The following is a 24679-nucleotide window of genomic DNA, read 5'->3' as shown; positions in this document are numbered from 1 at the left end:
TAATTGAGGGTAGTGCAAACTTTACAACATCGTAAAATTAATGATACAGACCATGGATAGTATATTGCGTCACTACCCGATGTGCAGTATCAATTTATATCGGGTAGTGACTGTAATTAGAAATCAACACTGGCACGCAAAACAAATTGCCGAGGTTCACCAACAGCAACTCGCAAATTACCGCCACTGGATGGGTAATAGGTTTTATCAAAGAAGTTCTTCACATTGAGTTGCCATTTTACCCGATAATTATTAATCGGTAATGAATAGGAAATAAAGGCATCGGCCACTGTGTAATCATCCAAAGTAAAACTGTTCGCTGCATCGCCGGCTCGCCGCCCGACATAACGTGCTCCCGCGCCAATCCGCAAATCATCACCGCCCTGCCAACCTGTAGACCCCAATGCTTGGGTCATGAATATAGACGCACTATTACGCGCCACATTAGCCATTTGATTACCTTTATTATCAGGATCTTCCGTAACTCTGGCGTCAATATAGGCATAAGTAGCAATCGCACTTAAGCTATCCGTTAACTGCCCTGCGACATCGAATTCAACTCCCTGCGAACGTACTCGGCCCGCGGTGCGTGTTATGGTTTCACCATTCACTAATTCATTGACCATGACATTTCTTTTTGCAATATCAAACAATGCCAAAGTCCCCGTCACCCCATTAACTAACTCCACTTTGCTACCGATTTCCCAGGACTGGCCTTGCTCCGGCGGCAGAGAATCTATTTGGGTAGCGATAGATGAATTAGGCTTGAAAGACTCACTGTAACTGCCATATAAAGAAACTTCAGGGGTCAGCTTATAAACCACGCCAGTACGGGGAACTAATTTGCTGTCAGAACTATCAGTGTTGGTGATAAAAGGCCGGCCTTTACCCGCGAACACATCAAAACGATCGTAACGTAAACCTGCCAGTACAATCCATTTATCCGTCAGCTCAATGGAATCTTGCATAAACCAACCGTAACTTTTCAGATTTTCGCGCTGGTCACTGTCTTTAGCACTGATAGCGGTTGAAGGTGGCATCAAACCGTATACCGGGTGGTAAATATTAAAGTCTGAGTCCTTTTTACCGCGAATCATATCGCCACGATATGTACGGTTATCTTCATAGTCGAAACCCAAAAGCATCTGATGGCCCATGCCCCCCAAGTCCAAGTCACCATTAAGGGTCATTTGTACTGCCTGGGCTCGGCTAACAGCACTGGCCGTTGCATCCGCTTGACGGGTCAACACCCCGGTAATCGGATTGAGTAATAATGCCCGAGCTTGATTATCACTATAACGATTGCGGTTATAAGCGTATGTCAGTGAGCTTTTCCAATTATCACTGAGCACCTGATCAATTTGCAGGGTGATATTATCTTGATCGCCACGGGTCGCATTATAAGCTTCGTCAAAACGGCGATCGCGCGGCGTATCTACCGGTTTACCCGTCCGGCGATCAATAATGGTGCCGCGATCAAAGGGCGTGAGATACTCCATATGTTCGTAAGCAACACGCACTGTGGTGGTTTCACCCAACCACATGACCGATGGCGCGACGACAGTTTGACGATTCCGGCCAAAGTTGCGCCAATAATCCGTTTCATCGTGATCAACAATCATCCGGTAAGCAAAACCAGATTGCCCTAAGGGGCCGGTGACATCCAACTGACCACCGCCGCCTTTAAAACTGCTGCCCCACCCTTCAATATGTGTTTGCTGCACTAACTGTGGTTTCTTGGTAATCATATTGATCACCCCACCCGGTTCACCCATGCCATATAACATGGAGGCAGGGCCTTTTAAGACTTCGACCCGCTCAGTGGTGGGTGTGAAATTGCGTGCTTGCGCCGAGCGCACGCCATCGCGCAGGATGGAACCATCACGGTTATCACCAAACCCGCGCTTCATCACAGCATCTTGCGTGCCACCCAATGTATTTGATTGAGTGATGCCACTGACGTTGTACAGCGCCTCATCAATGTTTCTTACCGCCTGATCGCGCAATACTTGCCGTGGGACCACGTTAACCGCCTGCGGCACATTTAACAGATTGGTTTCAGTGCGTGTCCCGGTGATACTGGTCGTTGGCTGGTAGCTTTGCGAATCAGCTTCCCGTTGCTGACCAATAACAACTATTTTGTTTTTTTCTTCGCTATTTTTAGTTGCTGCTTGAGAATCAACAGCTTGGGCGGCTGACCCCATAACAAGCAGCGGCAGGCTGCACCAGTACCTATGCTGGTGCTTAATTATTTTCATTTTCTAACTGACTCCAATAAATCCCTGAGAAAGGTAACGGCAAAAATTGTTGATATAATTGTTGGAAAGTTTGTTGCGGATTGATATCGGCAAATAGATCAGGGTAGAAAGCTTTTGCGAACATTTCTACCGCCACAACGTGGTAGGGGCTGAGGTAGAAATTGTGCCAGATACTGTAGGCCCGCCCCTGTGTTACGGCATTAAGATGAGAAAGAATCGGTTGTCCTGATAGCACCTGTTGAAAGCTGTGCTGCGCTTGTTCGGTATTAACCAACGGCCCTAATTGTAAGCTGGAGAAGCGTTTTCCAGTCGGGCCTGCCATGCCAGTTGCAATATAAATATCGGGATTGGCTTGCAGCACATTTTCCGGATTCAGCTCACCATAAACAGTATTAATACGAGAAATGGCGATATTGTCGCCACCAGCGAAAGCAATCAAATCACCCAGATTGCCCTTAGAAGCGGTGGTACAACAGCTTTCCCGTCGCCCGAGATGCAAGTGCAACATGACCGTCGGTTTTCGCCCTTGATAATGAGCCAAACGCTGCTGGATAAGCTGCATATGCTGTTGATAAAAATTGATAAATTTTTCAGCACGGGCTTGGCGATTGAGTACCTCGCCCAAAAGTTTAATACTGGGAATCGTGTTTTTTAATAAATCGACCCGCAAATCCACATAGATAACCGGAATACCGGCTTTCGTTAGAGCAGCAAGCGTCCCATCATCGCCCTCAGCACGGGCAAATCGCGGAAAAATAATTAAGTCAGGCTGTAATTGAATGAGGCGCTCAACATTTATCTGACGAATGTTTCCACTGCCGATTATTGGGATCTGGGCGATTTCAGGAAATTTTTGGGTGTAAAGCTGCCAACTTTGCGCATCAAACCGCTCAAGATCTGCAGGCCAACCAATAATCCGTTGTGCGGGATTATCGGGTTCCAATAACGCCAGCGTATATAACATCCGGCTTTCACCCAGAATAATGCGCTGTGGGTTATCCGGCACGGCCACCTGACGCCCGAGAATATCGGTGACATTTTTTGCCTGGCTATTGAGAGAGAGAGTTAACAGGAAAAAAACCGATATAAATTGAAAATAACGCATGCTCTTCACATCATCAAAAAGAATATGCGCATGATAATCATTATCATTGATATTTTCAATTAAATTGGTTGTTGCATTGGGATATGAGGAAAAAGTAGCTGAAAGTCCCCCTCAGCACACCCCCTAATTAATAGAGAAAATTGTGCTTTTCGCCTGATAATCCGCTGACAAACCAGAGAGAATAGTGCAATTTAGCTGAGGGTAATAACCAAACTGAGCCTCTAACGAGGCTGACAAATATAGACCAAAGCCGGCGGGAAATTACGCACAACGCGTATCTTTTTCCAGGTGAAATAGCGGGATAATAGAGGCTCGGAAAGGTGGCTGTACTGGAATAACACCAAAACGCCCTGATTGGCTCGCAAGCGCTGCTGGGCCTGCTGTAATATCTTGATACTTATCTTGGTCGGGATTGATAATAGTGGCAAACAGCAAAACACCACATCGTAATCTTGATCCAATTGTTCAGCAGATCGGAAAGCGACCTGCAATCGAGAGTCATTAATCTGATGCAGAGAATGCACAAAATGAGGCTGGATTTCGTAAGCCTGCAAGCGCGAGCTTTCTGACATGTGCGACAAAATACGCTTGGTGAGCACCCCATCAGCCGCCCCTAGCTCAGCGATATTAAGGCTTTTTTCCCAATTTACCTGGTTCAACATCGCCTGACATAACCAAGGCGAAGATGGGGCCAATGTACCCACGGTGCGTGGCGAGGCAATAAAACGCTGTAAGTATGAAAACTGACTTTTAAAATTACGCCGGACAGTGTTTAGCATGGCCACTCCTCGGAAACCCGGATGGACTACAATAACACCTTATTTTCCTTAAGTTCTCATTAAGATTGCTCTAATAGTTAACTATTTTCTGCATATCAATAGAAGAAATTTGTCTTTATGAATACCAGCAGAGCTGAAACAATCAAGCCCGATAAAACAATGAATTACCATTGTCATATCGGGCTTATAATCAATACCAATACTGTATCTAACTATTTCATTAACGTTCACTTAGGGTGCAAGATTAACGGTAAATCTCAGCACTGGCACTGTAATTACTCGAGTCACCAGGGTTACTAATACCAATGACACGGTAGTGGCTCGCGCCATCAGCATCCGCTTTTGCATTCAGGGCCGACTCCACATCTGTCGGTGAACCACTGATATTAGAAAGAGAGATAACCCCCATGCTTTGCAATTTAGTCGCTTGTGCTGGGCTGACTTCTTGTGCAGCCATAGTGGCGAATGAGGCGGTAGCAATAAGTGCAGCGGCGATGATAGGTAATAGTTTCATAATATGCTCCAACTAACGGGTGATATATAATGTCTTTGTGAGGTTAATTATGAGCGAACCAATGCAAGGGGGCGTAATGCTATGTAAAGAACATCAATCATTGTGAGGAGAATAAGGAGGAAATAAATTAATCTATGTCGCACGGAAAAATAAAGAGGAATAACCAAGTGTGGGCGTCGATATAATATACCGCCACCCAATTTTTGATATATTTAGCTACGTTTTGCAACAATCATCATAATATCGCTGGTAAAAGAACCATCAGCTTGAATCTCATAATGGTTAATCACGCCATCAGAGGCTAATTTCTGTAACTCTCTAATTGCGTTAGAAAAATGTGCTGGGGTACGCATTCTGGCAATCCAACTACTGAACTCCAAATATAACCGATCGGAAGTCACTTCATTAATAGCCAATCCTGCTTCGGTAAACAGCGCCAACCACTCACCCGGTGAGTAATTACGGACATGCGAAGTATCACGTAGCACCTCCACCGTTTGTAGATAAATATCTAAGACTGGATGACCGGGGGAAACCACGTCCATAAAGATAACTTTGCCACCGGGCCGTAATACCCGCTTAACTTCGCGCAAAGCCTGGCCGACATCATGCCAGTGATGGGCTGAATAGCGGCTGATGACAACATCAAAGCTCCGATCATCAAAAGGCAATGATTCTGCTAACCCTTGTTTTACCTCAATATTCGTCAGTTTTTTATCCGCTGCCGCTTGACTGACGACTGTCAACATTTGTGCGGAGAGATCATAAGAAACCACAGATTTAACCACGGCCGCAGCGGCAAAGCTGGCATGTCCGGCACCACAACCGAGATCAAGCAGACGGGCATCACTATGGGGTTGCAGTAGAGTCGCCAGGCGCTGTAAATCTTTACCCTGAGCATGCACCGCACTGGTCAAATAGGCATTTGCCTGATCACCAAACTGCCTTTCAACTGCATTTTTATGGCTATTTTGTGTTGTCATAACATTCCCATCAATGATTTAACTATCTGATTTATTTTATATATTTTTTTACCTAAAAAGCGTTACTCTACATTTACTCAGTTAAATCTACCCGACTCAAGACTGAATAATCACAATAGCGCGTTTTATTAGGAAAAACATCATGGTCACACTCAGAGCAATGCGTACTGACGAACTCACCGTCTATCGGAATTTATTTATTTCCGAATATGCACAAGATTTATCATCCAACAGCAGCTATAGCACCGAACAGGCCGTTGCTCACGCCACACATCTCTTTGATAGCTACCTACCAGACGGCGTTAATAGCTCTGGCGATCATCTGTTTTGTCTCGAGAATAAAGATAACACCGAGCTCAATGAACAACTGGTGGGCTACTTGTGGTTTGGTTTGGGGCCAAATGATAATGCGGCCTTTATTAAAGATTTCTATGTGCTGCCACAATGTCAGCGGCAAGGTTATGGCTCAGCCTGTTTACAGGAATTAGAAAAACTGCTGGTTGCCCAAGGGATATTTGAAATAAAGCTGCGCGTCGCGGCAGATAATCCGCAGGCGAAGAGACTATATGAGCAAATGGCATTTGTAGTGACGGGATTTAATATGTCTAAATCGCTGAAATCGACTGACAAGTCATAAGTACGATAAAGGCAATAAACAGAATGCGCTTGCAAGAGTGCAAACGAAAATAGGGGAAAAGGCTGAGAATCACAGTTCATCAGGTATTGCACCTGCTCTGCTTCTGATCAATCAGTCTAATTGATGTGTGGGTATGAGATTACACCATTTTATCATCGCCCATCTGTTGCAGCTGATTCTTATAAGATTTCACTTTCTGGCGTTTTTTCATCCAAATTGAGAATGACACCAAAAAAATCCCACCCGCTAAGGTTAATACACCCAATTCATGCTGGTAAAACAGCATAATAACGAAATAGACAGCAGAAATGATTGCTACCCATTTAGCCGAATGACCAATCGAGCTTTTCTCATCAGTCAGACGGCGGATACTCTCTTCTTCGCTGATCCCCATACTTAATTCTCCTTATTATTCTTCTTATAATATTGGGTCAGTTGCATGATAATTCAACATATTTTTTAGCTTTTATTTTGTTAAGTCGAGATAGCGCTGATTGACTCTTCTATCGAATCAGTCATACCTACCTCGACTCAGTTAATAACCGCTACAAAATGATAATCAGTTCGTACTCCCCCCCATCCAGCGCAACCCGTAATCCATCAGGCTGATAGGCGAGAGGAGAGCCATTCAATGTCGCTGAACTGATCCCCTGACAGCGCTGTGCCGGGCTTTCGACGCGGATAGCATAGCGCGTATTGGCAAGGTTAATCGTCACGTCAAAACCCGGCCAACTGGCTGGAATACAAGGATTAATCACCAATTCTTTCCCTTCGCGCCGGATACCCAGAATACCTTCAATACCCGCACGATGCATCCAACCCGCTGAGCCGGTATACCACGTCCAACCGCCGCGCCCAACATGCGGTGCAACAGAGTAAACATCAGCGGCCACGACATAGGGTTCAACTTTATAACGCGCAATCCCCTCAGAGCTATCGCCATGATTTATCGGATTAAGTAAGGCAAACAAATCATGTGCTTTATCCCCCTCCCCCAACTCGGCAAAAGCAAGAATCACCCACATTGCAGCATGACTATATTGCCCGCCATTTTCACGCAATCCCGGTGGATAACCTTTGATATAGCCAGGATCATCCGGCGTTTTATCAAAAGGAGGAGTGAACAACAGCGCCATCCCATCATTAGGGCGAATGAGATGCTGCTCCAGCGAGGTCATGGCCTGCACAGCCCGCTGGGGATCGGCTGCTCCGGATAACACCGCCCATGATTGCGCAATAGAATCTATGCGGCATTCTTCGCATTCTTTTGAACCTAACCAACGGCCGTTATCAAAAGTGGCACGTCGATACCAATTACCGTCCCAGGCTTCCCGTTCCAATGCCGCAATTAAGCCCGTGAGGTGGTGCTGCCACTGGCTGGCCCGCTGCGGATCACGTTCTTTTGCCAACGGAATAAACATTTTCAGGGTCGCCACCAGCAACCAACCTAACCAGACACTTTCTCCTCTTCCTTCTTCACCGACCCGATTCATCCCATCATTCCAGTCGCCCGTCCCCATCAATGGCAGACCCAGCTCGCCGGTCAGTTCAATGCATTGATCCAGCCCTTTGGCACAGTGTTCAAACAGAGAGGCGGTTTCCTGCGCTACTAATGGCTGGAAGAAAGCATCGTGTTCGCCCGGATGCAATATCGGCCCCTCGAGGAAAGGCACGATTTCATCCAATACCCCAGCATCAGCGCTGGCAAGTATATAAGTGGCCGTCGCATAAGAGAGCCAAACCCGATCATCAGAGATTCGGGTGCGTACCCCCTGCCCTGAATGCGGTAACCACCAATGCTGAACATCGCCTTCAATAAATTGCCGCCCGGCCGCCCGCAACAGATGGTGACGCGTGGTCTCCGGTAGAGCAAAGGTCAGCGCCATACCATCTTGTAGCTGATCACGGAAACCATAAGCGCCACTGGCCTGATAAAACGCCGACCTTGCCCAGACCCGGCAGGCCAGTGTTTGATACAGCAGCCAACCATTGAGCATGATATCCATTTGTCTGTCTGGCGTTTTCACCTGAACCGCTTCCAACACCGTGCGCCAATAATCAATCACTTCCGTCAGCACCGCATCCAGATTTGCAGCGCGGTAGTGCGTAATCAATGCTTGCGCGTCACTCACGGAGGGGCTCTGGCCCACAAACCAAACCACTTCTACCTGCTCACCGGCGGCCAGTTCAAGGGTCTGCTGTAGCGCGCTGCACGGGTCAAACCCCGCCCCTGTCGTACCTGATAGCGGTATTTTTTCACGCAATGAAAGCGGCGCGGCGCTATTGCCATAATGGCCAAGGAACTCGCTGCGGTCCGCCGTCCAACTGTTTTGCTGACCATTGAGGTCGGCAAAAGAAACTCTGCCGGGGAATGCGGTGCTCCAAGGATTACGCGCTAACATCGCGCCGGTAGATTCATCTATCTCGGTGATGATAAATGGCCCAGTAGCACCGCGCGACGTCGCTAAGACCCACTCGGCGTAGGCCGTGACGGAGATACGCCGTGGTTTATCCGACATATTATGCAATGTCAGTCGAGATATCTTAATAGGGTCCGCCAGCGGCACATATTGCAGCAACGTCATACCAATACCATTAGCCTGATGCTCGAACCGACTGTAGCCATGACCATGGCGGGCAATGTAAGTGCCGCCATCACGGATTGGCTGCGCTGTCGGGCTCCACACTTGGCCGGAATCTTCATCACGCAGATACAGGCATTCACCAGACGAATCAATGACCGGATCATTCAGCCACGGCGTTATCTGGCTTTCCCGACTATTTTCGGCCCAAGTATAGCCACTGCCCGTCGCGGAAACCTGGAAACCAAAGGTTTGATTTGAAATAACATTGATCCAAGGCGCTGGCGTGCTCTCCCCATCATTGAGGTAAATGACATACTCCCGCCCCTGTTGACCAAAACCGCCCAGCCCATTGAAGAACTCCAGATTGTCAGGCCGCGGTAACAATGTTTTCGATAACGGCAACGGAGAGGTTGTCGACAAATTTGCAGATTTAATCAGGGAAAACCCTGTTTTTTTATCTTGTGCAATTAATTTCTTATCAGTTATGAATAACTTTTTATCTGATGCAAATAGCTTTTTATTGGACGGAACCACTTTTTTGTCGAGAGTGAACAAGAGATGATTCAGTTGATTACCCAAAGTGCCATAACGAGCGGAAAGCACCACCCGTGCAACCGAATGTAATAACGCGCGCGTTTCGGCACTCATCAAATCAGCCCGCAAAGCATATGCCGACCCTTGGCGAAGCTCATCACCAAAACGAGGGCGCGATTGGCTACTGCGCACCGCGGTTTCAATAGCAATTTGCAAATCTTGCACATAAGAAGAGGCCCGCTCATTGATGATAACCAAATCAACGGCCAGCCGTTTCATACGCCAGTATTCATGTGCGCGCAGCAATTGCCGAACTTGCTCAATGTCCTCAATATCTTCAATACGTAGCAAGACTATTGGCAAATCGCCGGAGATTGATTGCGCCCATAACATTGACTGGACCCCCGCCCCACGCATGATAGTTATGGACGGCGAGCGGAAGCGAGCATCGGCATACAGAATCGGCGCTGCCAATTGCTGAAAATCGGCCGCTTCTTCCGCTTTGATTTCCAGATGGCGCAATTGTACCTGAGCCTGAGTCCAGGCCAGTGTTTTGGCCCGGTCATAGGCGCTGCGGTCACGGTGTCTATCTACACTGTCCAGCAACGCTTCTTTTGATGATGCAATCAATGTCCAGAAGGAGACGGTGACCGTCTTACCAGCCGGAACCAGTAAGCTTTGGCGCAATGAGAATATCGGGTCAAGCACCGTCCCCACCGTATTCGACAGTGACTCGCCCACTTGCATCGCGGTTGAGGTCGCGACCCGGTTACCACGGCCAATAAATTTCGCGCGGTCGGTTTCATATTGCAATACCGATACCGGCAAACCATCGGCCACCGCGAAATGTGCTGCCCAGACCTGAGGCTCTTGCGCCGTGCGAGGCCGCCGCGTAGCAATTAATGCCCCCAGTTCCGGTAAGAATTCGGTGACCACAAACATTTTGGCGAATGCCGGATGGGCATGGTCGGTAGCCGCCGCAGTGAGCACCACTTCAGCATAAGAAGTCAGTTCAATCTCCCGCGCGCGGCGGCCAGTGTTCAGCAACGAAACGCGGCGAACTTCACCATCGTCTTCACTGGAGATCAACACATTCATGGTGCTGGTGAGTGTGCCGTCGCGGCAGATAAACTCAGCATGATCCTCACCAAAAATGACCTCGCGATGCGCATTATCGCTGGCGGCTAATTGTGCCCCCGCCGACCAACTGCGGCCACTGCGCAAATCTCGCAGGAAAATAAAGGAACCGTCATCATCACTGGTGGCATCCTCCCGCCAGCGGGTGACCGCGACATCCAACCAGCGGCTATAACCGGCACCGGCAGTGGTCAACATCACGGCATAACGACCATTGGATAACAGATGAGTGATAGGCGGCCCGATAACTGGCGAAGAGAGGCGGCGTACGGTGGGCAATGCACTGTCTGCTACAGCGGAAAGCAAAACTTCCTCGGTACGCGGGTAAGCAATAGCCACATTGCGCGGCATACGTTCTTGGAGCAATAACTCACAGGCTTGAATCATCGGCTCACGATGGAAGCGGTTGCGCATCCGCCCCTGCTGCACAGTATTGGCGATAGACACAATGGTCATCCCCTGATGGTGTGCCATATAATTGCGAACAATCACTACCGACTGATTTTCCGGCAATCGGGAGCGGGTAAAGTCCAGTGCTTCATAAAAACCATAGCGCCCCAGCGCGCCCATCTTGGCCAGCCGCTCATAATTTTGTAATGCGCCATGGGGGTCAATCATAGTAGCCAAACCAGTGGCATAAGGCGCGATGACAGTGTTTTCTGATAAGCCGCGTTTTAGCCCCAACCCCGGCACACCGAAGTTAGAATATTGATAGGTAAACTCGATATCACGCGCACTGTATGCCGATTCAGATATCCCCCACGGAATATTCAAACTGCGCCCATAAGACTGTTGCCGTTCCACCACTAACTGATTGGTTTGCTCCAATAAACTCCCCGCTGGCGCTCGCATCACCAATGACGGCATCAAATATTCGAACATCGAACCCGACCATGAAATCAGCGCCGCGCCGTTGCCAATCGGGGTGGCTGCCCGCCCTAAACGGAACCAATGCCGGGTAGGAACATCCCCTTTGGCGATAGCAAACAAGCTGGCGAGCCGGGCTTCCGACGCCAGCAAATCGTAGCAGCTCGGGTCAAGGCGGTTATCTGCCAACGAATAGCCGATAGACAGTAATTTGCGTTCAGGATCGAGCAGGAAAGCAAAGTCCATCGCCAACGCCAAATGGCGAGCTTCGGCTGCCAATTTGAGCAACCGGTCAGCAACTTGCTCCTGCATCTCTTGGGTTAATTGCTGGTCATATTCATGTTCTGCGGCGGCCACAATCAATGCTTCAATCCAATAACTTAAATCAATAAATGCATTGTCATCGATTGGGCGAGCAACGCCATGCACCATCGCAGAAGCTTTTGCCAACAAAGGTTTCAATGTCAGCGGCAGCATTTCAGCTTCACCGACATTTTTTAAATCCATGCGAATTTGTGCCAGGACCGCCCAGAGTTTGCGTTTAAAATCATCATCCCCCGGTGGTAATTCGCTAAATGCGGCTTTCGCTAATAGCAGGTTATCCATCAACCCGTTAGCGCCGTTAGCCGCTAGCGGCTCTGCCGCCCACTCTTCACAGGTATTGGCCAATACAATTAAATGCCCGGCCAGATTCCCACTGTCGACGGAAGAAACATAAACCGGTTCCAGTGCTCGCAAGTCCTGCGTGCCATACCAGTTAAAGAAATGCCCCCGAAAACGGGCCAATTTATGAAAGGTTTCAAACGTGGTTTCCAGCCGTACCAAAGTGCGATACGTCCCTGCCCAACCAAAATCACGTGCCACCACGGTCGAAAGTAAATACAGGCCCATATTGGTCGGCGATGTCCGGTGCGCCACTACCGGTTTTGGGTCTTCCTGAAAATTATCAGGCGGCAGCATATTTTCATCTGGTGTGACAAAGGTTTCGAAGAAACGCCAGGTGCGGCGGGCGATTAAGCGCAATTCAGGAATATCGTCCGCGGTCATCGGATGATGTTGCGCCACCTGATGAGCACGGCTAACCCACAATGCCATCGCGGGCGCAAACAGCCAAAGTGCGGCAAAAGGCAAGATCAGCGGCCAGGCATGGGGGGAGACAATCAGTGCAACGGCAGCCATTAGTAAGCTGAATAATGTGCCGCCAGCCATATGGCGATAAAAACCCGCTAAACCGGGCCGTGGCTTCCCTGCGGATTGAGCTGCGGTCGTCCATTCCAATAGATTCCGATGCGTTATAAACAGGCGAATCAGTGTTCGGCCAATAGCATCCGCCATTTGCCAGGCATGGTCGGCCAGAAAAACCAACGAAAGTAAGGTCTGGCTACCGGCGCGTTTGGCATCGTCTAATAAGGAGCGTAAATGGTTACTAAGTCGGGTATTTGGGGCTGGCCAAAGTGAGAACAAAATCGGCAAGAAAGAGGGCAACGCGGTTAGCACGATCACCAGCAACACGCCGATCCACGCGGCAGGCATGGGTAGCATCCAACTGATCCCCAGCAGCAGCAAGGTAAAGGGCGCAACTAATGAACGCCTCAGGTTATCAACCATCTTCCAACGGCCCAACAGCGGGACACTGTTACTCTCTTTGTTATTTCCAACAATCCAGGGTAACAACTGCCAGTCACCCCGAGTCCAACGGTGTTGGCGTTTGGTCACCACGTCATAGCGCGCCGGTGACTCTTCAACCACTTCAATATCGGAGGCTAAGCCAGCCCGCGCAAAAACCCCCTCAAACAGATCATGACTGAGTAATGTATTATCCGGCACTCTGCCCGCTAATGCCGCCTCAAAAGCATCAACATCATAAATACCTTTACCGGTGTAAGAGCCTTCACCAAACATATCCTGATAAACATCCGACACTGCAGCGGCATAAGGATCCATACCTCCGGGGCCGGAAAAAATCCATTGATACAATGAACTTCCTTTACCCATTGGCAATGCCAACGTCACTCGCGGCTGGAGAATGCCGTAACCATCAACCACCCGTTGTTGGTCAATACTAAAACGCGGCCGATTCAGCGGATGCGCCATTTTGCCAATCAAACGCAGTGCAGCATCACGGGGAAGGCGGGTATCGGCATCCAGTGTAATCACATACCGCACATCCGCAGGCACCAGTGGCTCACCGGCGGCGGTGGCAATAAATGAAGTATCCGTGGCTCCGCGTAACAGGCGGTTAAGCTCATGCAACTTACCCCGCTTGCGCTCCCAGCCCATCCAGCGATTTTCGCTTTCATTAAATATCCGCTGCCGGTAGAGCAACAGGAAACGCGGGCCCGCCGGGCCGGGGCCATATTGTTGATTAAGCCGGGCAATAGCTTCATTAGCCAAAGCCAAGAGCGGGCCATCACTCGCGACCACCTGAGTATCTGCATCCACCCCATCCAGCAATAGGGCAAAAGTAAGAGAGCCGGTCGTGCCCGACAAATGATGAACTTCTAGTTGGTCAATTTGCTCCAGTAAATCTGCCTTACTGGTCAGCAACGTCGGCACCACCACCAAGGTACGCAACTCATCGGGTACGCCGTTGGTCAATTCCAGCCCCGGCAAAATCGTGGCACCGAAGCTCCAGGTAATAATGCGATTTATCAGTGCAGTCGCGACTTCAGTGGCCGGAATAAAGCCAATTAAAGCCAATAACACGAGCCATCCGGTCGCCAAACCGGGGAAAGAGATCGCCCACAGTGCCAATGCCAGTAATCCAGCCGTGACCAGTAAAATCGCCCCCATATAGCCGCCAACACCGAGTCGAATGCTCAAACGACTAAACCACAATCGCATTGATGGGCTGAATCTGATCTGATTTTCCAGTTCACGCCGCCCGGCACCAATCAAGTGATAACCGGGGTCACGACAGCGGTCGACATTTTCAGGTTCAGCCGTGGCGGCTCCATTCTGTGCTGCTTGCAAAGCAAGACTGGCAACCTCCAGTTCAGTGAAAGTCGAGCCACGGCATAATTGTTCGATAGCGCTGCGGTACAGATTGCGGGTTTGAAAATCCATGCAGGCAAAGGCACTTCCCTGCCGTAAGCATTCGTCTACCAAGCTGACACTCTCAAACAAATCAGCCCAATCAATATCCGAAATCAACCGCATACTGGTAATCACATTTCGCACTGAAACGTTGGAAGCACCTTGCCGTAATTGGGCATGTTGCACCACTTCGCCGACCGTTACTCCTTGTAATTTCAGGCGATCTTCCAGCCATCCTAACGCGGGGGTGGTGCGTGGATCTTGGTCTCGTAGCCGCTTCGCCAACTGAGATGCAAATTGCTCAGATAGGGGCTCCGTAGAACGCATCGCAATATCGGACTCCAGCGCTAATCGGCTATCCCCGGTTTTTAATAACCTATTTGCCAGCGCCTCAGCATCGGCACGCGCTTTACGCCCTTGTGTTATCTGATCAGCCAGGCGACGTAAGTTCTCTATCAACACGATACGCAGTGTGATAGCGACCGCCCATAACTCGCCGATGGTCAGCGGTTGAACTCGCTGATACGCCATAATAAAACGGCATAAGATTTCAGGATCCAAGTGACTGTCGGTATGCGCCACAAATGCCCAAGTAATGCCCAATACACGCGGATAGCCAGCAAAGGGCCCGTCGGCCAATTTAGGTAATTGACGATAATAACCCGGTGGCAAATCGTCACGAATCTCGCGGATTTGCTCTTCGACCAGATGATAATTATCCAGCAACCACTCTGCCGCAGGGACTACTGCGCGGCCCATTTCCAACTCTGCAGCACTGGCCCGATACGCCGCCAACAATGTATTGGCGTTATCATCCAGACGAGCATGCAAAGTGGACACCCGTGGCGGATGGGTAGTTATCGACTGCGCTTTAGCAAGGCTTTCAGCATGTTGCTCCAACCGTTCCACACTGAATAATTCCTCCCTTACCGGAGCAAAATCATGCCAGGGAGTGACTGTCGTTCGTGCTCCCCACAGGGGGCGCTGTCCAAGAATAGTCTTAAGAAATAATTTCATAGATACCTTCTGGTCCGGTGCTCATACAGTTTTATGGCAGTCTGCATAACAAAAAATCGGGGATAGCTGGAGAAAAACCTATCCAAACGAATGACTCAGGTGAGCCTCCTGAGTGGTGCGAGCCGCGTGATATTGAGCAGAAAACTCCCCTGTAGGCAGAATGCTGTCAAAATGCTGAGTGAAGGTGGAAAACAAAAGGCTGACACGTAAAAACGTTCAGTCAAAAAAGAGGCGAGTAAAAGCTGTCAATACGTATAAAGATGCAACAGCAATAAAGCTGAAAGATATTAATTATAGCCCAAAGAAAAAAACAGGGATCCGGGCATGAAATGAGAAAGAAAAAACAAACGGTTATAAACATAACCAGAAAGGAAATTGAAATACCTGCTGCCTGCCTACTATTACACAGACCGCAGGTAATCACCCTATAGTTTCAGAAACTAAATACCATCCTGAAATTTTCGGGCTTTGGCGGTTTGCTGTTTTTCCAGTTCAAAAATAGCCCGTTGCAATCCTTTTTCCTGAATTGGGCTTAAACGAGAGAATTTAAAACTCAGTCGCTGCACAGTGAGGGTTTCACCTTTGTTATTTACCACTTGTTTATCGATGGCTCGGATAAACTGTAAATCCAATTTAAAAATACCAAAACCACACAAATCAACTGACACATCACGTAGAATGCCACACCCTTGTACCGGGAACTCGCTGCCTTTGATGGCATATACCCCCATCCCCCCCAAAGAAACATCCGCTAATGTATAGGAGAATTTCGTGCCGTTGGCAAATTTCCCTGCGCAATAATAAGCAGGCCATTGAGGAATACTTACCCGGAAATATTCCCGACGTTGAATAAAATAAAGGCTGTCAGGAATGAAGGTGCTGAAAGCGGGTAAAGATAAATACGCGATTTCTTTCAGTGGATTGCAGGTAAATTCAATTTTAGCGCCGGTAGGTTCTGCAATAATTGTCAGTTGGTTAGCAGCCAGTGCAGCGATGTTTTCATGAGTGACACTGCCAAAATCAAAAATAAACTGATTCGAGTCAGGAAGCACATCCAGAATACGGCTAATAAACTGCCCGCGAGCATGAGTGACCATCACTGCGGTGTCGTTCTTCTTTAGATCACGAAGAATTGCACAGATCGCTAATTTGTTGGTTTTTACAAAGTTCTCTTTAGACGTTTCGCTCACCTGCCATTCCCCATCTTTAATTTATTGCCCTGGCTAACCAGATTATTATTAAAAGCATATAAATATCAGACACCAGTATCGGCAAGCTGTAGAAATACTTTAATGATTTTTTTATAAGTCGTGAGTCCTTGGTGTTGGCCTCTCGCGGATCTGGTACACCGTTACAGTCCCCCGTCATGCTGCAAGCAGCATCCAAATTTGCTCCTGGCATTAAGTATTAATAGAAGTTGTCACCCTAGTCACTGGCTCGTGTAAGCTTGTGGGGATGAATGAACCTCATCCTTGAGGCTCACTCTGCGGGCTAGTTCAACGTCCAGTAAGCTTTATTGGCTTCAATTAAATCATCTAAAATCAACCTCGCCACTTTGGCACTTGGAATAGTTTTAGATAATGTCAATGCTTGCCACAGTTTTTGGTAGGATTTTTCAATCCAAGCATCTACCACTAATTTTTCTACTGCATGTTGCTGATATAACAGGCCACGCTGGAAAGTCGGAATATCGCCAATAGCCAATGGCTCGACCCCTTCCGCGCCCACCAGACAAGGCACCTCAACCATCGCATCATGATCAAAATTACTGATGACACCTTTATTAGGCACAATCAATAACATGCGGCGCTTGGTATTAAATGCAATAGCCTGTGCCAAATCAACGATATAGGACGCATGTTCATCAATTTTAAGTTGAGTGTTTTCCGCACTGCCCTCAGCAATAATTTTGCGACACTCATCAAACACAAATTTTTCCCGGCCTTCCATGACTTCATTTGCACGGGAATGGTCTGGTGAGGTATGCGCCACCATATCGTCGCCGTACAGATAATATTGCAAATAGGTATTTGGGAAGCTGCTGGGATCTAGCGCAAAACTATCGCGAGCTTTAGCAAAAGTTTCATTCCAACTTATTTCTTCTTTGCCCTCGCCGTGCTCATCAGCATAACCATACTTCCTTACGTGCTCAGCCAATTTCGGCATTAAATCTTCGCCGGTAGTTTTATCACGCACAGAACTCCACCAGCCAAAATGATTGAGTCCGTAATAACGAGTTTCTAAATCTTCTGCGGAAGGATAGTGCAGTATTTTAGCCATTGCCTCTTCAATACTGATAGGCATATCGCAAATATGATAAATACGTGCTGTAGGGCGTAAGCGCCGAGTCGCCTCAGCAACAATAGCGGCCGGATTAGAGTAATTGAGCATCCAGGCATTGGGGGAATACTCTGTCATATAATCAAGAATTTCCAGCACCCCGCTAATAGAGCGCATACCATAAGCAATTCCCCCAGCACCACAAGTCTCTTGCCCAACACAGCCGTATTTCATTGGGATTTTTTCATCTTTTTCACGCATCGGAAGTTTGCCCTGCCGAATATGTGCCATCACGAAATCAACCCCGCTAAAAGCGGCTTGGGGATCAGTAGTGTAGGAGAACTTTATTCCGCTGGATTGTTCACGCAGAATAATCTCGCAAGCTTTACCGACAATTTCTTGGCGTGAGCCATCATTGTCATACAGTTTTATTTCCGAAATAGGGAAACGGTGTAAATTATCCAACAGCATAAGAATAATGCCATGGGTATAGGTTGAACCACCACCAGCAATCAAAATGGATGATTTTTTCATCTAAAAACTCCTTAATTCATCAACTCTGCAAATTGTTCATAAATATGCGTCACATTGTTGCCAACAATCACCTGCACATCATTACCATTTTTATAAACCTCAATCGCGGAATAGGCTTTGAATGCTGTACTAGGTTGAACACGGCTAATGTCCTTTACAACTAATCTCAAACGGGTAAAGCAGTGGGTATAGCTGGCAATATTGTCTTTCCCACCTGCTGCTTCTAAATAAGCACTGGCGCGCTGTTGGAACTCATCGCCCTGACTTTCGCCTTTCTGCTTGTAATCTTGTTTTGAATAAAGCTTGAGATCACTGTCTTCACGGCCCAATGTTTTGAAATTAAATTTGAGAATCAAAACACGGAATATCAGGAAGTAGATGCCACTGAAAATAACACCAACAATAACTTGAGTTATCATGACATTGGCATGGTTACTGAACATCGGTATCCAGTTTTGTGTTGCCCACTCAAGTATTCCAGAACCAAAGTTCCCTACAACACCCAAGCTATACATCACGACTGTCATGGTGGCTGAAAGCATGGCATGCACCACAAATAGCGCCGGGGCAATAAACAGGAAGGTGAAGTCCAGCGGTTCAGTAATACCGATAAACATGCTGGTAATTGTTGCCGGAATCAGCAAGCCCGCCACTTTGGCTTTATTTTCCGGTTTTGCGGTGCTGTATATTGCCAACGCCATCCCCAAACCACCAAATACCGCACCATTACCCTGCATGGCGAAACCACCTGCCGGGAAAAGCTGTTTTAAAGGTTCAGTAGATTGGCTGAATTCTTGTAAATGGGTGAGCCAATACAGGGTAGTGCCACCAGGTACAGCAACATCAGTATATTGGAAAGGACTATAAACAAAGTGATGAAGACCGGTAGGCAGTAAAATCTTTTCCAGGAAGATATAACACCAGATCCCAAAATTACCGGCATGCAGAATAAAACCTTGCAATGAAATCATGCCTAATTGCACTTTTGGCCATAGCATTAATGTTATAAATGCCAGCGGTAACATGACAATAAAACCCAGAATGTTAACGAAAGCCGCACCCTGGAAGATACTGATATAGTCAGGTAATTTGGTTGAGTAATAACGGTTATGAATCCAGGTAACCAAGCTGCCACATAGAATTGCACCAATCACACTGGTATCCAGTGTTTTAATACCACCAATCATCGCCAGGCCACTGGTACCACCTGTTTCTTGTGCGAAATTAACTCCCCAATGTGCGCCCCAAACTTCACACATTGCCCCAAGAAAAGCATTGAAGGTCAGATAGGTAATTAAAGAAACCAAACAGGCTGATGCTGGCGCTTTATTTGCCAATTTAATCGGTAAGCCAACAGCGAATAACAGCCCCATATTGTTAAAGACAGTCCAGCCACCGGATTCAATGATTTTTAATAATTGGAAAAATAAACCGTCTGGACTAGCAAAAGTCGGGTTTTGCAGCACCAAAGATAGGCCGACTATCATCCCAGCAAAAGGAAAGAGTAGCACCGCACCGAGCATTGCCCCGCCAAACCGATTAAACGAACTTAACATGACAGTTTCCCTCTTGAATGTGAATAGTCATCACTCTATGGAATAGACAGGTTATGATTTGGCGATTGATAAAAATATGTGATCGACATTGCATTAAATCGTTAGTCACACTTGTATATTATTTTATTCAAAGTTAGACGTTTGAACTTTTTTTTATGCCGATTTAATTTTAATAATTATTTTTCAGTATGTTGTAAAAATATCCGTGATGAGCATCTCCATCCAAATAGGTATAAAAATGGTATATAAAAATCTAGTCACCAATATCCGGAAGTTAATAAATCATCAAGATGTTTCTGTGGGTGACTGCTTGCCCTCTGAAATTCAGTTAGCTGAACGTTTTGGCGTATCACGAATGACCGTCAGAAAAGCATTGGATGTTTTAATTCAGGATGGTTTATTAGAACGCCAACAGGGCCGGGGTACTTTTATTATTGGGAAAGACCTTAAACACGATAATAATCATCTAAACAGTTTTACTGAACACATGAAAATGCTCGGTAAGACACCACATACAGAAGTGTCTGAATTCAAGATTATTAGAGCTCCACAAGCTATTGCCAGCCAATTAAATATCCAACAAGATGATAAAACATATTATATCAAGCGATTACGCTATGCGGACAAACAGATTATTCAAATAGAGGAAAGTTACCTGCCTGTCACTTTGATGCCGGATTTAACCTACCACCATCTTGAATCATCAAAATATGACTTTATCGAAAAACAGGCTAATTACCAGATTGAGGGTTGCCGACAGACATTTTTACCCATTGTTGCTAGCCAGGAGTTCGCTTTACAGCTCCATTGCGACCCACGAACCCTGTTAATACAATTATTGGCCGTGTCTAATACTACTGATGGAGTTATTGTGGATTTTTCGGTGATTACCTTTAATCCGGCGGATTATAAAATCAGTTATTACCTCAAGCGCCATCCGTTAAGTTAAATATGAAATAAGTGCACTAACCCTGCTATTGGCAGATTAATGCACTGAGTGTTATGTCAACCTAATGATATTTCTCTTCACCCTACCCCGGCAATAAGTTCCCCAAACCGATAAACAAACCGGCAATAGTGGCACTCATCAAGTTAGATAATGTCGCCGCTAGTAATGCACGGAATCCTAAACGGGCGATTTCAGAGGCTCTTTCAGGGGCAACGGCACTAAAAGCCCCCACTACCACAGCAATCGAGCCAAAATTGGCGAAACCGCACAGAGCAAAAGAAATAACAGCAATAGTTTTTACATCTAACGTCCCGATAGTTTCTTTCAGATAAGGAGAGAAACTCAGATAGGCGACAAACTCATTAATTGCTAACTTTTGGCCAATAAAACCGCCAGCCAAGGAAGCATGTTCCCACGACACCCCCATAATATAAGCCAGAGGCGAGAACACATAACCAAGCATACTTTCAAGACTCAGGTGCTCAAAACCAAATAAGCCACCGATACCGCCAATAATACCATTAATTAATGCTATCAACGCGACAAAGGCCATCACCACAGTAGCCACCCCTACTGCAATTTTCAGCCCCAGCATCGCACCATTAGCGGCGGCTTCAATAATACTGGCTGGGCGTTTATCACTGAAAGTCATTTCATTAAACTCTACTTTTGACTCTTCAGTCGCAGGGCTGATAATTCGAGCAAACAGTATCCCCCCAGGGATAGCCATCAATGACGCCGCCAATAAATATTCAATTGGAACGCCGAGGCCAGCATATCCAACCAACATAGAACCCGCGATGGATGCCATACCGCTACAAATCACGGTAAACAGCTCATTACTGTTCATTTTATTAATAAAGGGCTTTACCACGGCAGGAATTTCATTTTGCCCCAAGAAAATAGTCGTCACAGCAGCAAATGACTCAACTTTGCTGATACCCAGTAATTTTTGAAAAATAGAACCAAGAATATTGATCAACCAGCCCATAATCCCCAGATAATAAAGGATGGATATTAGTGATGTGATAAAAATAATGGCTGGTAACACATGGAAAGCGAAAACAAAACCTGCACCATCAAATAACTCATTCATTTTGGGGCTAACTAAACCACCAAAAATAAATGCGCTACCGGCATCGCTATAAGAAATAACTCTATTAACTGCATTAGCAATAGAGGAGATAAACCACTTCCCTGCGGGGACATATAGCATCACTGCACCTAACGTTATTTGCAGTAATAATGCCGCCCCTACCGTTCTCAATCTTATTTTTCTTTTATTTACCGAGAAAATATAGGCAATAAGTAATAATATACACATCCCTGCTAAACTACGCAATAAATCCATAAATCCCCCGAAGTACCTATATAGATAGGCCCATGCCCGAAAAGGTGCCCCTCGGACAACGAATGTGTCAGGGCACCTCAAAGATATGAGCTATTATTTAGCAACTGTAATAAGGACACTATTTAAGGCGTATTACCTTTCTACATATTAAATAATACTTTGATATGAGCAGGCGATTTTAGCTGCCAATTTTGCATTATTAAATACCAACTGAATATTGGCATTTAAACTGTCCCCCCCGGTTAATTCAGCAACTCGGGCTAATAGGAATGGTGTACTTTCCTTACCAATAACGCCCTGTTCTTCTGATTCTTTAACTGCCTGCTCAATAGCAGCATTAATCATACTTTCTGATAGCGCATATTGTTCAGGAATTGGATTAGCAACAACCATCCCCCCGCGTAGCCCCATTCCCCACTTGGCATTCATTGCCGCAGCAATTTGTTCCGCTGTGTTTAAAGTAATACTGACCTCAAACGGACTGGTACGGCAAAAGAATGCAGGTAGTGAGCGGGTTTGATAACCAATAACCGGAACGCCATTGGTTTCCAGATATTCAGTGGTTAAACCCAAGTCCAAAATAGATTTAGCCCCCGCACACACCACGGTTACATTTGTTTTCGCCAGTTCTTGTAAATCAGCTGAAATATCAAATGTCGTTGCCGCGCCTCGATGTACACCACCAATGCCTCCGGTTGCAAAAACTTTAATATTGGCCATTTCCGCAATAATCATGGTGGAAGCCACTGTTGTGGCACCATGTTGCCCATTAGCCACCACAAAAGGTAAATCACGGCGACTGACCTTCATGATGCTATGGCCTTCTTTCCCCAACAATTCTATTTCATCACGTGATAATCCCGCTTTCATTCGGCCATTTATGACTGCAATTGTGGCAGGAATTGCGCCATTTTCACGAATTTTCTGTTCAACAAGTAAAGCCGTTTCAACGTTTTGTGGGTAAGGCATCCCATGAGAAATAATGGTAGATTCCAACGCCACGACGGCTTTATTTTGCGCCAAGGCCAGCGCAACTTCGGGTGATATATCTAAATAAGATTGTGCCATTTCATTATTTTTCATGGTTGTAATTCCAATAGTTTTTTGACACTGCCATTCGACAGATTGGGGTTATTGGTCAGTTCCGAAGAAAGTGTTAATGCTGAACACCCTTGAGCAAAACGGATACTCTCAGCAAACTCCATGTCATCGAGCCAGCAACTTGCCAGCCCTGACATCATGGCGTCTCCGGCACCAGTCACATTCACAATGTTGATATTCAATGGCAATGACCAGCCGGTCTGCCCATCAATTTCGCTGAAATAAACGCCATCTTTACCCATACTCAGTGCCAGCCGCTGAACACCTTGTTGATGGAACCAATTCGCTACAGCTGGAATATCATTGCGACTATCAATCTTCATGCCACTCAGTATTTCTGCTTCAAGGCGATTAGGTTTCAATGTATGAATATGAGACAGCCAGTTCTTAATTCTGGGCGCTTTGAAAGCGGATACCGTATCGACAAAGACCGGTACATTACCGGCGTTGGTAAATATCCATGAGAGTGATTCTTCTGTTAAATTACAGTCAACGACGAGAATTCCCGCATGTTGAATTAATTCTTTAGTGGTAGCCAATAATGATGGCGTTAATTTTTCTAAAATACGCATATCATTAATTGCCACCAGCATTTCACCACTATTATCCAGTAACGAAACATAAGTTGAGGTATTTTCCCCATGAAGACTATGGCAATTACTGACATTAACACCGGCTCGTTTGGCCTCATCAATCAATGTGGCACCGTAAAAGTCATCGCCCACCACTGAAATCAAATGACATTCTTTTCCTAATAACGCGATATTCTCAGCAATGTTTCGACCCACCCCACCCGGGGTGCATTTTATTTTTCCCGGGTTAGAGTCTTCATAAATAAGTTTGCTGGCAGCATAACCACAAACGTCCATATTGACAGAGCCAATCACCACCACGTAGCTGTGCTCAGATAATATATATCCTTTCCCTTTGATATAGCCCTTTTGCATCAGATTCATAATGTGGCCGGCAACACCCGAGCGACTTATGCCTATAATATCGGCAATTTCTTGCTGGGGGATCAACGGATCTCGTCTCAGAAGCTGCAATATTTGCTTTTCTCGGCTGGTCATAATGGACACTTGTTTGTTTTTAAACATGTGTCTGTTTTATTATTTTGATTAGATAGAGTAAAGCATATTTTATTAATCTGTTTCAAAGTTGGGAGAATGATCGTAAGCACGTTATCACGCAATTACAGTCATTTTTTTGTGAAGTAACTCAAGTTATTCCTGTTATTAAATTAAATTTAAACAGTGTTGATTTTATATACAGAATATTCCTCTAAAAATAAGGATAGATAATCAATAAGATAAGTATTAATCAGAAAATAACCAAACAAGTGTTTGGTTGTCTATTTTTTAGGAAAGAAAGTTATGAATAGCTATAACTGTGTTTCATTGAATAATGATCTATTTCACAATACAGCGGATTTATTATCTCAGGTTTCCGCAATGGG

15 protein-coding genes are annotated in these 24679 nt (G+C 46.4%); 2 read left to right on the top strand and 13 right to left on the bottom strand.

The features are described 5' to 3' along the window. Positions 1–116 precede the first annotated feature (116 nt). The 5 genes from DX162_RS11360 to DX162_RS11340 all read right to left on the bottom strand — a co-directional run bounded on the left by DX162_RS11360 (position 117) and on the right by DX162_RS11340 (position 5639). A complete protein-coding gene (locus DX162_RS11360) occupies positions 117–2258 on the bottom strand; it encodes a TonB-dependent siderophore receptor (RefSeq protein WP_032820728.1) in 2142 nt (713 codons plus the stop codon). Further along, positions 2245–3363, bottom strand: coding sequence for an ABC transporter substrate-binding protein (locus tag DX162_RS11355; RefSeq protein WP_098081153.1), 1119 nt, complete (start codon positions 3361–3363; stop codon positions 2245–2247). Before DX162_RS11355 ends, DX162_RS11360 begins: the two co-directional genes overlap by 14 nt. Positions 3364–3584: 221 nt before the next feature. After that, positions 3585–4142, bottom strand: coding sequence for a class I SAM-dependent methyltransferase (locus tag DX162_RS11350; protein ID WP_098081149.1), 558 nt, complete (start codon positions 4140–4142; stop codon positions 3585–3587). 244 nt (positions 4143–4386) lie between these two features. Further along, positions 4387–4656, bottom strand: a complete 270-nt coding sequence (locus tag DX162_RS11345) for a YdgH/BhsA/McbA family protein (RefSeq protein ID WP_004392288.1) — start codon at positions 4654–4656, stop codon at positions 4387–4389. A 212-nt stretch (positions 4657–4868) separates the two neighbouring features. Then, entirely contained in the window at positions 4869–5639 is a 771-nt protein-coding gene (locus tag DX162_RS11340) for a class I SAM-dependent methyltransferase (RefSeq protein ID WP_004392289.1), read from the bottom strand. A gap of 142 nt (positions 5640–5781) precedes the next feature. On the opposite strand from DX162_RS11340, the gene DX162_RS11335 reads away from it, so the two are divergent. Beyond that, a complete protein-coding gene (locus tag DX162_RS11335; protein ID WP_004392290.1) occupies positions 5782–6276 on the top strand; it encodes a GNAT family N-acetyltransferase in 495 nt (164 codons plus the stop codon). A 139-nt stretch (positions 6277–6415) separates the two neighbouring features. Here DX162_RS11335 and DX162_RS11330 read toward each other — a convergent pair whose 3' ends face one another. From DX162_RS11330 to DX162_RS11310, 5 genes are all read right to left on the bottom strand, one after another. Continuing rightward, the gene (locus DX162_RS11330) at positions 6416–6670 is read right to left on the bottom strand and encodes a hypothetical protein (RefSeq protein WP_004392291.1); all 255 of its coding nucleotides are present in this window, start codon (positions 6668–6670) and stop codon (positions 6416–6418) included. 151 nt (positions 6671–6821) lie between these two features. Further along, positions 6822–15452, bottom strand: a complete 8631-nt coding sequence (locus DX162_RS11325) for a GH36-type glycosyl hydrolase domain-containing protein (protein WP_004392292.1) — start codon at positions 15450–15452, stop codon at positions 6822–6824. A gap of 440 nt (positions 15453–15892) precedes the next feature. Continuing rightward, positions 15893–16642, bottom strand: a complete 750-nt coding sequence (locus DX162_RS11320; protein WP_032820732.1) for a flagellar brake protein — start codon at positions 16640–16642, stop codon at positions 15893–15895. A 301-nt stretch (positions 16643–16943) separates the two neighbouring features. Continuing rightward, positions 16944–18266, bottom strand: coding sequence for a 6-phospho-alpha-glucosidase (locus DX162_RS11315; RefSeq protein ID WP_004392295.1), 1323 nt, complete (start codon positions 18264–18266; stop codon positions 16944–16946). Positions 18267–18277: 11 nt separating this feature from the next. Then, positions 18278–19822 (bottom strand): alpha-glucoside-specific PTS transporter subunit IIBC, encoded by a 1545-nt coding sequence (locus DX162_RS11310; protein ID WP_004392296.1) that lies wholly within the window; start codon positions 19820–19822, stop codon positions 18278–18280. A gap of 238 nt (positions 19823–20060) precedes the next feature. Here DX162_RS11310 and DX162_RS11305 point away from each other — a divergent pair, with 238 nt between their 5' ends. After that, complete coding sequence (locus DX162_RS11305; RefSeq protein ID WP_004392297.1) at positions 20061–20771, top strand: GntR family transcriptional regulator; 711 nt, start codon at positions 20061–20063, stop codon at positions 20769–20771. Positions 20772–20853: 82 nt separating this feature from the next. Here the strand turns inward: DX162_RS11305 and DX162_RS11300 are convergent, their stop codons facing one another. From DX162_RS11300 to DX162_RS11290, 3 genes are all read right to left on the bottom strand, one after another. Further along, entirely contained in the window at positions 20854–22122 is a 1269-nt protein-coding gene (locus DX162_RS11300; RefSeq protein WP_004392298.1) for a NupC/NupG family nucleoside CNT transporter, read from the bottom strand. Between the two features lie 147 nt (positions 22123–22269). Beyond that, complete coding sequence (locus DX162_RS11295) at positions 22270–23205, bottom strand: pseudouridine-5'-phosphate glycosidase (RefSeq protein ID WP_172460432.1); 936 nt, start codon at positions 23203–23205, stop codon at positions 22270–22272. Continuing rightward, positions 23202–24293, bottom strand: coding sequence for a PfkB family carbohydrate kinase (locus DX162_RS11290; protein WP_227744197.1), 1092 nt, complete (start codon positions 24291–24293; stop codon positions 23202–23204). Before DX162_RS11290 ends, DX162_RS11295 begins: the two co-directional genes overlap by 4 nt. Positions 24294–24679: the final 386 nt, after the last annotated feature.

Origin of the sequence: Yersinia kristensenii (genome assembly GCF_900460525.1) — a bacterium.
GTDB classification, from domain to species: Bacteria; Pseudomonadota; Gammaproteobacteria; order Enterobacterales; family Enterobacteriaceae; genus Yersinia; species Yersinia kristensenii.
The sequence above is the reverse complement of the archived record's forward strand: the minus strand, read 5'-3'. Positions and strand labels throughout refer to the sequence as shown.